Here is a 13075-nt window from a genome sequence, read left to right on the forward strand (position 1 = left end):
AATCGGCTCGGGTCGGGGTTGGGTGGGTGGAGGACGATATCGGTAGCCCTCCACCCTCGGCCCTGGGAGTGTGGACCGCCGTCCGGCGTTCGGGGGACGGAGCCGGACAGCCGCGACCCTATGTTTCCGCCGACCCGATGTATGCGTAGAAATACATCCCTACCGCAGGAAGAACTCATTACCCTCGGGGTCGGTCTCGGGGTCGGTCATGAGGTCCGGCATCCTCCCCACTCCTCCGCCTTGCGAATCTCGGGGCGCCCAGAGCGGCGAGCCGCTCGGCCTCCGCCGTCACGAGCCTCCGCCGTCACGAGCCTCCGCCGTCACGAGCCTCCGCCGTCACGAGCCCTCGCCGTCACGAGCCCGCGCCACTCCTCCGAAGGCGTACCCGGGGGGAGCGGAGGAGTCACGGGCACGCCCTATGCCCACTCGGCCAGGATTCCGGCCTCCTTCTCCGGGTCGATGCCGTGCCCGCGGAACGCGCGCTCGCCCGGGGGGACCTCACCCAGCCACGCCCAGGTGTCGCGTACGGTCTCGGCGACCGGGCGGCAGGTCAGCCCGGCCGCGATGGCCTTCGCCGACGACGGCAGCCAGACCCCGGCGAACTCGGGACCGCCGGGAGTCCAGACGGGGAACTCGCTCCACGGCGACACCTCCCGATCGAGCAGGAAGCGGTCGTCGACCCAGACGAACTCGGCGTCCGAACCGGTCGCCGCGCGGCACTCGGCCAGCCAGCCGCCGTAGGTGATGTTGCCCCGCACCCCGCTGGTGAGGAAGCGGTCGGCCGTCCCGGCCTCGGCATGGGTGAGGACGAACGCGGCGATGTCGCGGGCGTCGATGAGCTGCATCGCCCGGTCCGGGTCACCAGGGGCCAGGACCCGTCCGCCTCGGGAGATCCGGTCCAGCCACCAGGGCAGGCGGCCCACGTTCTCGTACGGGCCGAGAATGAGACCCGGCTGGATGATCAGCGCGTTGCCGTCGAAGCCCTCCACCGCCCGCTCGCAGCCCGCCTTGAGGATGCCGTAGTGACCGTCCTCGGGCCCCGCGTCCGGCGCGCACTCGTAGCGTGGCGAGCTCTCGTCGCACTCCCGCTCGGGAAAGTCGGAGATAGCCGAGATGCTGGAGATGTACGCGTAGGTGCCTGCCCGGCCGCCGAGCCTCCGCACCGACTCGCCGACGACCCTCGGGACCTGCCCGTGGACATCGATGACGGCGTCCCACTCCCGGCCCGCCACCAGGCGATCCAGGTCTTCCGGAACCTCGCGGTCACCTTTGACGGCCTCCACGCCCGGCAGGTCGACCCCGCTGCGCCCTCGGTTGAACGTCGTGACCTCGTGCCCGCGCCGCAGCGCCTCCTGGGTGATCGCCCGGCCGAGGAAGATCGAACCACCCATGATCAGAATTCTCATAGCGCCTCATTCTTGGCGCCCGGCGGATAGGGGGCCACGGGCTTTCACCCGTAGCGCAAGCCATCCGCTCACAGCGGACGGCTCGCGATCGGAGGATGCTCCAGCAGGTGCACCCGGGCGCTGCCGATGTCGAAGTACATGCCGACCAGCTCCAGGTGCCCGGCGCGGAACAGCCGGTCCACCTGCGGGTAGGTCCGAAGGTTTTCCAGCTGCTGGATCACGTTGACCCGGCAGAGGCGGTCCAGCGGGCCCTCGTCGTCGCCGGCGCTCTCGCCCGCGATGAACCGTGCCAGGGTGTGGTTGCCGTGGCGTAGCCAGCGGCCCAGCGCCGGCAGACCCGCGGCCTTCTCGCCCCCGCTGAGCAGCGCGGTCATCGCCCCGCACCCTGAGTGCCCGCAGACCGTGATGGTGCGGACGTTGAGCGCGTCCGTCGCGTACTCGATCGTCGCCGCCACCGAGTCGTCCGCCGGCACGGAATCCCGCCGGGGCACCAGGTTGCCGAGGTTGCGAAGGGTGAACAGGTCTCCCGGGCCGCTGGCGGTGATCAGGTTCGGCACGATGCGGGAGTCCGCGCAGGTGATGAAGAGATGCGAGGGCTCCTGCCCGCGAGCCATCCCGTGCAGGAGCGGGCGGACCAGCGGTGCCGTGCGCCGGTGGAACTCCCGCGCCCCGGCCAGCAGGTCGGGCACGGCGGGACTGCCGCCGCGGGGCGCGTGCCGGGTGGCGACCAGCGGGTGGCGGATCGAGCGCCGCCCGCTCCGCCGGTGGGACCAGGGCAGCCACCACCGGTCCGGCGCCAGGGGCGGGGTCTTGGCGGGAAACACCCGGGCGCCGCTGGCCGCCATGGCGTACCACTCGTCGTGGATCTCGTCGATGTCCACGGTCCCGCCGCCGCGCTCGTGCTCGTGCCGCCAGTCGTGGATGGCCTCGAAGGCCGCGTTGTCCATGAAGTCGATGTTCAGGTCGAGGTCGACCGAGGCCCCCGCCGGGATGGCCCGCAGCTCCGAGGTGAGTGTGGGCACCCCCAGGAAGGTCAGCGAACCGGCGATCACCACGTGCCAGCGGCCGTCCGGCTCGGCGGTGGCCCGCACGGTCACCCGGGTGAGGCGGCGCAGCGCGAACAGCGCGGCGAGGCCGAGGCCGACCAGCACTCCCTCGGCGAGGCCGAGCAGCACCACCCCGGCCATCGTGACGACGTACACCGGCACCTCGCTGTGGCCGCGCAGGTTACGCAGATGCCCCATGTTGACCATCTGCACACCGATGAAGACCAGCAGCGCGGCCAGCGCCTCCATCGGGATCAGGGCGATCATCCACCCCAGCCCGACCGCGAACAGCAGGATCCACACGCCGTGCAGGATCGTGGACCAGCGGCTGCGTGCCCCCGCCCTGACGTTGGTGGTGCTGCGGACGATGACCCCGGCCACGGGCAGGCCGCCCAGCACGCCGGTCACCATGTTGGCCACGCCCTGGCCGATGAGCTCCCTGTCGAGGTCGGAGCGCCTGCCCTCGTGCAGCTTGTCGACGGCCACCGAGCAGAGCAGCGACTCCACCCCGGCCAGCAGCGCCACGATCAGCACCGCGGCGATGATCCCGTGCCAGTCGCCCGTGGGCCAGAGCGGGGTGGCCCAGGAGTCCAGGCTGGCGGACAGGTCGATCCGGGTGACCTCCCAGCCGAGCGTCCAGGCGGTCACCGAGGCGGTGAGCAGGGCCGCCAGCGGTGCGGGAAAGACCCGCAGCCGAGCCGGCATACGGGTCCAGGCGACCAGGACCGTGATGGTCAGCAGGCCGACGAAGACCGCGTGCGTGTGGTTGTTGATGATCTGCTGGGGCAGCTCGACCAGGTTCTCGATCGCGGAGCGCTGCGGGTTCCCGCCGAGCACCACGTGCAGCTGGGCGAGGGCGATCACCACGCCCACCCCGGCGAGCATGCCGTGCACCACGGCGGGCGAGACCGCCAGCGCCGAGCGGGCGACCCGGCAGACGCCCAGCAGCAGCTGCAGGACGCCCGCGAGTAAAGTGATCATGCAGGTGGCCCGCCAGCCGTATCGCACCACCAGATCGGCGACCACCAGGGACAGTCCCGCGGCGGGCCCGCTCACCTGGACGACGGAGCCGCCCAGCCGACCCGCCACCACACCGCCCACCACACCGGCGATGAGCCCTGCCGCCAGTGGTGCTCCCGAGGCGACCGCGATGCCCAGCGAGAGGGGCAGGGCCACCAGGAAGACCACCAGGGAGGCGGGCAGGTCGTACCGCAGCACAGAGGCGATGCGACCCGCCGTCAACGCCCCGTCGCTCTTCGTGTCCGTCTCCATGAGCAGACCCTACGGGGCCGCCCCCCGTCAGCCGGGCGTTTACCGCGGGCTTTTACGGAGGACGGGGAGAATCAGCGGTAATAGTCGGGGTAGTCGGGCTCCTGGGCGGCCCGGTGGTTGCCCCGCGAGCCGGCCCCTCCTCCCTCGGCAGGGGTGGTCTCGGGGGCGGTGCCGTAGAGCTCGCCGTAGCTCGGCCAGCTCGCGCCGTCGCTCCCGTTGGGAGCGCCGGGCTCCGGCCACGCGACCGGGCTGGCCGGGCTGGCCGGGGTGGCGGGCTGGGGCTCGTAGCCGTACCCGCCGGTCGTCCCACCCTGCGGGGCGGCCGGGCGGTCCTGGGCGGGGGGGAAGGTTCGGGAGGGGCCGGTCGAGGCGGAGACCGCCGGGCTCGGACCGGTGATCGCGTCGTCTTCGATGGTTGCCCAACCCGAGCTGACCTCGTACGAGCCCGCGGGCGGCGCGCCGTAGACCGGTGTCTGGTACGAGGAGTAGGACGGGGCCGGGTCGTCGAGGATGTCGGCGGTGTTCGCCGCAGGCCAGCCACCCGACGTCGGGCTCGTGGCCTGCGCCCACGGGTTGTCCGCCACGTTGCTCTTGGGCGGCTGCGCCGGGTGGCGGTAGGGCGCCGTGAGCGGGTCGGGCGCGGACGCGGCGGGGAAGCCGCCGCTGGTCGTGGGACCCATGGGGGGCATCGAGGCGGGCGGCCCGCCGTTGCCCGGGCGGGCGCCGGGCGAGCCGCTGCCGGCCGAGGGGGAACCCGCGCCACTGGGCCGGGAGCCCGCGCCGCGGCGGAAGTACGAGCCGCCGAGCGGGTCGTTCAGCGGGTCGGGCCGGGAGGGGCCGCCGTTGCCCTGGACGGGCTGGGGCGCCGGCTGCGAGGACGGCCGGTTCCCGCCACGGCGGGAACTCGCCCGCGAGGGGCGGGCGTCGCCGAAGGTGCCGGGGGTGGGAGCCGCGAACGTCACGGTCCTCTGCTCGGCGAGCGACGCCGCGGTGGGCGCCGGATTCGGCTGGACCGGGGCGATGAGGTCGTCGAGGCCGGAGGGCAACGAGGCGGAGGCGACGGCCGGCTCGGGCGCGGGCCTGGCCGGTCGAGGCATGGGGGGGTGCGGGGTGCTTCGGGATGGCTGGGGCCTGATCGGGAGCGGGGCCTGCACCGTCGTCGCGTCGGCGTCGACCTGCTGGTTCTCCTGGTTCTCCTGGTTCTCCTGGTCGACGGGACGACTCGCGCCCATCTGAGCTGCCAAGGGCCCTCCGAAACCGCCCTCGTCAGCCTGGAGCCGTGTCCAGTAGTCGTCGTCGTAGTCGTCCACCTGACCGAACTCGTTCATCCCACGCTTGCCCCGGGCGCTCGGCGGCCGTGGCTGGCGTGGCGGCTTCGGCTCGTCGAACGGTGTCAGGTCAGGGGTGAAATGGTTCATCTTCGGTTCTCTAGTGGCGAAGTCGTCGCTGGACATGGTCGGAGTCAGCGCCTCCTTCTCCGCCATCTCCCGCAGACGTTCCGCCGGGAGCGCGCTCTCCCTGCGGTTCATCGACCGCATTCCCAGTGCCACGACGACGAGCACGAGGAGCACGACGGCGACCAGGCTTACTACGACCGCGATCATTGCACCACCCTCAAGGCCATGGCCTTACAGCGGCGCCGGTGAGATCGCGCGGCCATCGACGCGACCTTCCCCCATGCATCACCTGCGCTTGGACATTGGATCTGATTGTGTCGGACCACTATGAGCGTTGTCACACCCTAAGTGAAGAATTGGTAACCATTACTACCTCCGGTGTTTGGCCAGTCACTCGATGTGTGCCGCGGTGAGCCGTCCCCAGGCGATCGTCTTGTCCGCGATGCTCTTCAAGGTCTTGTCAAGGGAGGCTCCCTTGTGAAGATCGACCTTGTCATCGAGCGCGTAGACAGTGAAACGATAGTTCTCCCGGACGTCGCACGGGGGGCTATAGCCCACCTTGCCGTTCGTGGTACTTCCCTCCACGGCTCCCACCGGGACGCCACCCTCGGGCAGTTCGTTGGTGCGGGGGTCGATGTCAAAAACGACCCAGTTCACCTCGCCGTCCGCCCGGGAGTTGTTGTCCGCCACGATCGCGACGGACTTCGTGCCCTCGGGCACGCGAGACCAGCGCAACGGGGGATTGCCGACCGAACCCTTGCATGAGTAGTCGGACGGCAGGGGGCCGCCGTCTCTGACCCGGGGGCTGAAGACGCTGATCGGCTCCAGTTGCGACCTCTCCGTCGAGGCCATGCCGCTGGCCATCCCACAACCCGAGGACGCGACGACGAGCGCCGCGGCGATCGCCACTCCCGAGGTGAGCCGCGGGCGGCGCGTAGACATGTTTGGCTGCCCCATGCCCGATGATGCTACGCGGGTCTGGAAGATGTGCAGACCGGATCGCGAGGTTCCGCGGTGGGGAAAAGGCCGAAAAACGGGCAAAACCGAGGGACGGAAGGGACGGGAGTGAACATCAAACTAGTTTCGCCGCCCCGGACCTCCGCTCGTTGGTCAGGTCTCGCCGCTCCCGGTGTTCGTGACGCCTGAGACTTCTGTGCCGGCTGGAACGCCTGTGACGGCCGCGCCCCTGAGGCGGCCCCCGAGGCGCCCCCGAGGGGGCCGCCCTGCCCCCGAGGGGTCCGCCCTGCCCCTGCGGGGTCCGTCCGGACCCGTTTCCCAGGCCACACCGGAAACCTCGTGCAGCGGCCTGTCCGGAGCTTCTTGGGGAAAGGCGCCCAGGGGCACGCAGGGAGCCGTGCCAGTGGATGGCCGTGAGGGGGAGGCGTGGCGGGGATCGGTCAGGCGGGGATCGGTCAGGCGGTGCCTCGCGAGGCGAAGGAGGGACCCGCGGCGTACCGCGGTGACCGACGACGACGCGGCGAGACACCGCCTGACCACGGTGGGCAAAAGATCCAAGGGACGGGGCCTAGACGCGGCTGCGGAACGCGCGGATCGCCAGAGGGGCGAAGACCACGGCGAAACCCGCGGCCCAGAGCAGCGAGAAGAGAACGGCCCTGGTGACGTCGCCGCCGATGAGCAGGCCGCGGATGGCGTCCGCCAGATGCGTGACGGGGTTGATGTCGGACCAGGCCTTCAGCCAGGACGGGAAGGTGGCCGACGGCGCCAGGGCGCTGCTGGTGAAGGTCAGCGGCATCATCGTGGAGAAGGCGATCATCTGCACCTTCTCGGGACTGGAGGCCTTCAACCCGATCAGCACCGACATCCAGGACATGGCCAGGGCGACCACGACCAGCAGTGCCAGGGCGCCCAGCACTCCGAAGACACTGGTGGTGACCCGGAAGCCCAGCACCATGCCGAAGCCGACCAGCAGGGCGAAGGCCCATATCTGCTTGACGGTGTCGGCGATGATTCGCCCGGACAGGGGCGCGGTGCGGGCGATGGGCAGGCTCCGCAGCCGGTCGAAGACGCCCTTGGTGATGTCGGTGTTGAGGCCGATAGCGGTGGAGAGCGTGTAGAACAGGGCGTTCTGTACGAGCAGGCCGGGCAGAGCGAACTGCAGGTAGTCGCCGGTGGAGCCGGAGATGGCGCCGCCGAAGACGTAGGTGAACAGCAGCAGGAACATGATGGGCTGGATGCTCAGATCCAGCAGCTCCCACGGGTTGTGCTTGATCTGGACCAGGCTGCGCCAGGCCAGTGTCATGGTCTGCTGCAGCGTGGCCAGGGGAGTGACGCGCTTGGCGGCCATCCGCGGGATGGTCGTCGTCAGCGTGGTCATGCGAATGCCTCTTCTTTCTCGGGGACGTCCTTGTCGTCGGGCAGATGGCCGGTGATGGCCAGGAAGACCTCGTCCAGGCTGGACTTGCGCAGCGCGAGCTCCGAGGCGATGACACCCTGCTCGTCCAGGCGGCGCACGATCACGGGAACGGCGGCGGGATCGTGGACGGAGGCGGTGGCTCTGCCCCCGCTGAGGTCGGGGATCTCGCCCAGCACATCGGCCAGGATCTTGCCGACCAGATCGAGGTGCTCGGCCTGCGAGGGACGCACCTCCAGGACCTGTGCGCCGGTGGTCGCCTTGAGCTGGTCGGAGGTGCCTGAGGCGATGACCCTGCCGTGGTCGAAGACGACGATGTCGTCGGCGAGCTGGTCCGCCTCCTCCAGATACTGGGTGGTGAGCAGCACGGTGACCCCGTCGGCCATCAGGCCGCGCACCACGCTCCACAGGTCGGTGCGGCTGCGCGGGTCGAGCCCGGTGGTGGGCTCGTCGAGGAAGAGCACCTGGGGGCGGCCGACCAGACTGGCGGCCAGGTCCAGCCGGCGTCGCATGCCGCCGGAGTAGGTCTTGGCGGCCCGTCCGCCGGCGTCGGACAGATCGAAGCGCTCCAGCAGCTCGCCCGCGCGCGCCCGGGAGTCGGCGCGCGTCATGCCCAGCAGGCGGCCGATCATCACCAGGTTCTCGATGCCGGTGAGCATCTCGTCGACGGCGGCGTACTGCCCGGTCAGGCCGATCAGCGAGCGCACCTGGTGGGCCTGGCGCGTCACGTCGTAGCCGCCGACGCTGGCGGTGCCGGCGTCAGGGCGGAGCAGCGTCGCCAGGATGCGCACCGCGGTGGTCTTGCCCGCCCCGTTGGGGCCCAGCACGCCGAGCAGGCGCCCCTGGGGAACGAGGAGATCCACCCCGTCCAGCGCGCGGGTCTTCCCGTAGCGTTTCACCAGACCCTCGGCCTGGATCGCATAGGTCATCGGTCATGCCTCTCCGTGGTTTCCGGACCTCCAGCATGTACTGCGCCACCGACACTTTTGCGCCCCTCTGCCCGGCGGCGGGGAAACGGGTGAGGACAGATCGCGGAAGGGGAGCCGCCTCATCGGGAGCGCCTGCCCGCAGGACCTGCCGCGATGCCCGCCGAGGTCCGGCGGAACTTTTTGCGTCACACCGCCGGAGCACCCTGCGGGACATGACCGTTTAGGCTGACAGCGTGAACGACCGAGCCGATAAGCCCAGCCCCGCCTCAGAGGAGGCCACGGCGGCCGGTCGGCCGGGCGAGCGTCGCAGAGCCACCTCCGGGCGTGCCCGAGTCTCCCTGCGCGCCCCCGCCAATCCGGTTTCACGCAAGGCAGTCACGTTGTGGCTGATGGAGGGGATTTTCTGGTCCATTGTCCTGGTCGGCGGCTCTTTCTTCCTGGCGAGGTGGATCGACGAGGGCCGCTGGTCATGGTTGCCCGGATGGGCACTGGACAACATCTGGTGGCTGCCGTGGTTGATGGTGCTGCTACTGGTGCCCGGCGCGCTCGTCGAGCCGTTCTGGCGGTACGCCGTGCACAGATGGGAGCTCAGCGAGGACGTTGTCTATGCCCGTTCCGGATGGCTGAGCAGGGAATGGGTGTTCGTCCCGGTCAGCAGGATCCAGACCGTCGACAAGGCACAGGGCTGGTTCGAGCGCATGCTGGGCCTGGCAACCGTCGAGATCCGCACCGCCTCCCACGCGGGCTCGTCCACGATCAAGGGTCTCGACTACGGTGTCGCCGCCGAGCTGGCCGAAGGGCTCGCCCGGCGCGCGGAAGAGCTCAGGGACGACGCGACGTGACCGGATCTCCCGGCGACCGTTCACCGGCCGGGCCGCCGGAGGGCGGCGAACCCGCCGTGCCTCATTCCGGCGCCGTGCCTCATTCCGGGTCTCCCGGATCCGTTCCGCCTCCCGGATCCGTTCCGCCTCCCGGATCCGGCCACGCTCGTCCGGCAGACCGGACGGAGGCGCCGCTGCGGCTCAGCCCGAAGGTTCTGCTGACCGATCCGATCCGGATGCTGCCCTCGCTCTTCCTGCCGCTGGCCGGTGTCCTGTTCCTCGGCGGGTTCTCTCCAGGATCGTTCGTGTGGGCGGCGCTGGGCGTCGTCGGCTCCGTCGCGTTCTCGGCCGTGCGCTGGGCCACCTTCACCTACCGGATCGCCGGTGACCGGATGGAGCTCACCCGGTCGCTGATCAGCAGGTCGGTGCGGACGATCCCGCTGGAGCGGATCCGCGGCGTCGACGTCAGTGCCCCGCCGCTGCACCGCCTGCTCGGCATCGCCGTCCTGCGGATCGACACCGGTGCCGGCGGCGACGACAAGCAGGAGGGTGAGCTCGACGGGGTCACCGTCGAGGAGGGGGAGCGGCTCAAGGCGGTGCTGCTCTGGCACGCACGCGCCCGGACGGCGAGACGCGTCCAGGCCGAGGCGGCTTCGGCGCCCGGCTCCGGCGAGCTCACGGCCGCGAACGCGACGGAGCCGACGACGTCCGCCACCGTCCGTCACGAGGCGGGTGATGCGCTCCCCGAACGGGTGTTCTTCGTGTTACCGCGAAAGTGGCTCGTCTACGGCCCGCTCTCCGGCTCCTACCTGCTGACCCCGTTCGCGCTGGTCGCCGGTGCCGTGGGCCTGGCGTTCCAGTGGGGCGGCGAGTTCAAAATCGACAGGCGGGTCGTGATGGGTGCGGGGGAGTGGCTCTGGGAGCGTCCGCCCCTGCTCGCCGCTGCCCTGGTGCTGCTGATCCTGGCCATGCCGGTGGTCGGTGTGATCATGTATGCGGTGTTCAACTGGGATTTCACCCTCCGCGCGAGCGAGGGATACCTGATCGCCGGGCGCGGTCTGGTCACGCGCAGGAGCGTGTCCCTGGAGCGGCGCAGGGTGCGAGGGTTCGAGTTCGTGGAAGGGCTGGTCGAGCGCTGGGCGGGGTTCGGCCGCGCATGGGCGATCGTGACCGGTCTCGGCGACTCGGAGACCCGGGGCCAACTGCTTCCCGTCGCCCCGAGGGACACCGTGCTCGACGTGGTCGGTGAGGCGATCGGCCCGGTCGCCACCGGGCTGCGGCCCCACCCGCCGGCGGCGCGCAGGCGCCGGCTGTTTCGGGCGATCTTTCCGTGGCTGGTCGTCGCCGCCTGTGCGACGGCGGCGGCCATGTTCTGGTCAGGGCTCTGGTGGGCGCTCGCGGCGCCCGCGCTGCTCCTCGCGCTGCTGGGCATCCCGCTCGGCCTCGACCGCTACCGGTCCCTCGGCCACACGTACGACGGGAGCCGCCTGTCGGTCCGCTCGGGGTCGTTGCGCCGCTCACAGGCGGTGGTGGAGAAGCGGGCGGTCGTCGGCTGGACCCTGAGCCAGACCTGGTTCCAGCGCCGCGTCGGTCTGCTGACCGTGACCGCGGGCGTGGGCGCGGGCACCGGCGGCTACGCCGCCCTCGACGTCGATGAGGCCGAGGGGCCGGCCTTCGCCGCCGAGGTCACCCCGAGCTGGCTCGCCCCGTTCCTCGTTTCCGAGGACCCCATCCGCGAGAACCCGCCTTCCGGGGAGTCCGCAACCCTTGGGGCAGCCGCACCCGGCGCGCCGGGAGGGGCACGTCCGTCCGGCGAACCGCCCGTGCGGGGCAGGTCGTCCTCATCCGGTGAGCCGCCCGCCTCGCCCGGGGACTCGGGGAACGGCTGACATCCGTGAAGCGGGGGGCCGGTGTTCCGGTCACCCCCGCCTGACGCGGTGCGGGTCAGTCCTGGCGGCGAGCGCCGAACATGATCTCGTCCCAGGTGGGCACGGACGCGCGCCGCCCTCGGGACTTCTTGGCAGGTCGCGCCGGAGCCGGTGCCGGCTTCGGCGGCTCCGCGGGCTTCTCCGCCGCGGGCTTGTCGACCTTGGTCTCCTGCATGGCCCCCGTGTCCCCCTGTGTCTCTTGCCTGCCCGGCTCGGCCTTGGCCCGCTCGTCCACGCTGACGCGCGCCGCCGGTACAGCTATCGAGCCCTCCTGGGCTGGTTCGGTCTCCGGCGCGGGGGTCTCCTTCGCAGCGGTGCCGTTCTCCGCTTTCGTGGAGTCTCGCTGCTCTGCCGCCTTCCCGCCCGGGGTGGACCGCTGCTCGGCGGGCTTGGACAGGACGGCGGCCGGGACCGGCTCCGGTGGGGGTGCGGCGGTGGGCCGGGAGGGTTCCGAAACCTCGGCGACCTCGAAAACCTCAGCCCCCTTGTGAGCCTTCGTGACCTCCGGTGTCTTCGTGACCTCCGGTGCCTTCGCGACCTCCGTGGCCACGGGTTCGGCCGTGGCCACGGCGGCCATCGGCTCCGGGGGGGCGGCCGACACGTGCGCGAGAGCCGGCTCGGTGGCGACCTGCTCGGGCACGCCGGATCCGGTGACCGGTTCCCGCGCCGTGGCGGGCGCCGGCTCCGGTGCGCCGGCCGAGGGCGGCCCGACCGGAGACGACTCCCAAGACGGCCCGGCCGCCGTCACCGGTGGCTGGACAGCGGCAACGGGTTGCGGCGCGGCGGGTGCCGCGGGCTCCGGCTCCGGGGAGGGGAGCGGCTCGTGCACGGTGACGGGCTCCGGCGACACCGGCTCCGGAGGCCTGATCCACGCGGCGGGATCGGAGTCCTCGGCCGCCGGAACGGTGGGCTCCGGGATCCTGCCAGGCTGGTATCCGGCCGGGTCGGGAGCGCGCAGCGGCGGCACCGACACCCTCGGGGCCTCGTATCCGGCGGGGAGCGGCGGCATGGGCGGCTGCTGATAGGCGGGCCGGTGCTGGGCCGCGGGCTCGTGCCGCAGGACCGATGGGAACGCGACCGGCTGCTGGTTCGGCGGTTCGGGTGCCAGCGGCGGCACCGGAGCGAGTTTGGCCACGCGCGGCACGAACGGCGTGACCGTGGTGTCCTCGACCGGGTTGACGTCCTCGCCGCTGGACAGGAGCAGGGCCTCGTCGTCGTGGGGCGTGATGTGGCGCCGGCGCGGGTCGAAGAGCCACTCGGCGTTGCGCGTGTGACCGTTCCACACGAACCCGAGCTTGATGCGCCACATGTTGTCGTCCCGCTTGGCGGAGTCCCACTCGATCTCGTCGGCGGGTACGCCGCGGCGGGTCAGCCGCTCGGCGACCAGGTCGCCGAGAGTGGGACCGGGAGCGGAGTCGCCGGGCAGGCGTACGGCGCAGCGCTGCGCCTGCTGTGCCATGTACTCACGTTCCTGGAGCACGGGGCCCTCGAACCACCGCACGCGCTCGACCGGGATGCCCGCCGTATTGGCGATCTCCTCCGCGGTCTCGCCGGCACGGATCCGGGCCTGGATCTCCTTGGGGCGCAACGGACTCTCCACTTCGATCTCGTACTGGCCGAGACGGGAGAAGTTGCCGCGGACGGCAGCACGGAGCCGGTCGTCGACGGGCAGCGTGAACCGGGTACCCCGGCCGGCTGTCGCCAGCACGAGATAGGTTCCGTCCTCACTCACCGCGACGAGTCGGAGCTCCTGCATGCGAGTCCCTTCGTCGTCGTGCTCAATCTTCCCCCGGACCCTTGAGTCTCTCGCGTGTGCCGGTTGCCTGCCAGCACCGTACCCGGCATGTCCGAACATCGCCTTCCTGGATGGGGCTCGCAGCGATGTGACGCCGGTCACATTTGCTC

Annotated in this window: 9 protein-coding genes; 2 read left to right on the plus strand and 7 right to left on the minus strand. The window is 71.3% G+C overall.

What is annotated here, in order from left to right; all coding sequences use genetic code 11:
- Positions 1-416: 416 nt before the first annotated feature.
- The 6 genes from OIE13_RS05525 to OIE13_RS05550 form a co-directional block, all read right to left on the minus strand.
- The gene (locus tag OIE13_RS05525; protein WP_326642216.1) at positions 417-1406 is read right to left on the minus strand and encodes an NAD-dependent epimerase/dehydratase family protein; all 990 of its coding nucleotides are present in this window, start codon (positions 1404-1406) and stop codon (positions 417-419) included.
- A gap of 68 nt (positions 1407-1474) precedes the next feature.
- Entirely contained in the window at positions 1475-3724 is a 2250-nt protein-coding gene (locus OIE13_RS05530; RefSeq protein ID WP_326829627.1) for a bifunctional SulP family inorganic anion transporter/carbonic anhydrase, read from the minus strand.
- Between the two features lie 71 nt (positions 3725-3795).
- On the minus strand, positions 3796-5328 hold the full coding sequence (locus tag OIE13_RS05535; RefSeq protein ID WP_326642212.1) for a hypothetical protein: 1533 nt from the start codon (positions 5326-5328) through the stop codon (positions 3796-3798).
- A 183-nt stretch (positions 5329-5511) separates the two neighbouring features.
- Positions 5512-6063 (minus strand): YbhB/YbcL family Raf kinase inhibitor-like protein, encoded by a 552-nt coding sequence (locus OIE13_RS05540; protein WP_326642210.1) that lies wholly within the window; start codon positions 6061-6063, stop codon positions 5512-5514.
- 583 nt (positions 6064-6646) lie between these two features.
- On the minus strand, positions 6647-7456 hold the full coding sequence (locus tag OIE13_RS05545; RefSeq protein ID WP_326642208.1) for an ABC transporter permease: 810 nt from the start codon (positions 7454-7456) through the stop codon (positions 6647-6649).
- Positions 7453-8421, minus strand: coding sequence for an ATP-binding cassette domain-containing protein (locus tag OIE13_RS05550; RefSeq protein ID WP_326642206.1), 969 nt, complete (start codon positions 8419-8421; stop codon positions 7453-7455). The genes OIE13_RS05545 and OIE13_RS05550 overlap by 4 nt, the downstream gene beginning before the upstream one ends.
- Positions 8422-8654: 233 nt before the next feature.
- Between OIE13_RS05550 and OIE13_RS05555 the strand changes: the two genes are divergently transcribed.
- Positions 8655-9263: a PH domain-containing protein gene (locus OIE13_RS05555; RefSeq protein ID WP_326642204.1), complete on the plus strand. Its 609-nt coding sequence runs from the start codon at positions 8655-8657 to the stop codon at positions 9261-9263.
- A gap of 215 nt (positions 9264-9478) precedes the next feature.
- The gene (locus OIE13_RS05560; RefSeq protein WP_326829628.1) at positions 9479-11131 is read left to right on the plus strand and encodes a PH domain-containing protein; all 1653 of its coding nucleotides are present in this window, start codon (positions 9479-9481) and stop codon (positions 11129-11131) included.
- A 55-nt stretch (positions 11132-11186) separates the two neighbouring features.
- Here OIE13_RS05560 and sepH read toward each other — a convergent pair whose 3' ends face one another.
- Positions 11187-12926 carry a septation protein SepH gene (gene sepH, locus OIE13_RS05565; RefSeq protein WP_326829629.1) on the minus strand — a complete coding sequence of 580 codons (1740 nt, stop codon included), beginning with the start codon at positions 12924-12926 and terminating at the stop codon, positions 11187-11189.
- Positions 12927-13075 lie beyond the last annotated feature (149 nt).

Source organism: Streptosporangium sp. NBC_01810 (assembly GCF_035917355.1).
Lineage (GTDB): Bacteria > Actinomycetota > Actinomycetes > Streptosporangiales > Streptosporangiaceae > Streptosporangium.

What these genes read in the sequence shown, in the direction of transcription:
- OIE13_RS05545 (WP_326642208.1), bottom strand. Translation starts at nt 7,456, where the DNA reads ATGACCACGCTGACGACGACCATCCCGCGGATGGCCGCCAAGCGCGTC.
- OIE13_RS05560 (WP_326829628.1), top strand. Translation starts at nt 9,479, where the DNA reads ATGCTGCCCTCGCTCTTCCTGCCGCTGGCCGGTGTCCTGTTCCTCGGC.
- OIE13_RS05530 (WP_326829627.1), bottom strand. Translation starts at nt 3,724, where the DNA reads ATGGAGACGGACACGAAGAGCGACGGGGCGTTGACGGCGGGTCGCATC.
- OIE13_RS05535 (WP_326642212.1), bottom strand. Translation starts at nt 5,328, where the DNA reads ATGATCGCGGTCGTAGTAAGCCTGGTCGCCGTCGTGCTCCTCGTGCTC.
- OIE13_RS05540 (WP_326642210.1), bottom strand. Translation starts at nt 6,063, where the DNA reads ATGTCTACGCGCCGCCCGCGGCTCACCTCGGGAGTGGCGATCGCCGCG.
- sepH (WP_326829629.1), bottom strand. Translation starts at nt 12,926, where the DNA reads ATGCAGGAGCTCCGACTCGTCGCGGTGAGTGAGGACGGAACCTATCTC.
- OIE13_RS05550 (WP_326642206.1), bottom strand. Translation starts at nt 8,421, where the DNA reads ATGACCTATGCGATCCAGGCCGAGGGTCTGGTGAAACGCTACGGGAAG.
- OIE13_RS05525 (WP_326642216.1), bottom strand. Translation starts at nt 1,406, where the DNA reads ATGAGAATTCTGATCATGGGTGGTTCGATCTTCCTCGGCCGGGCGATC.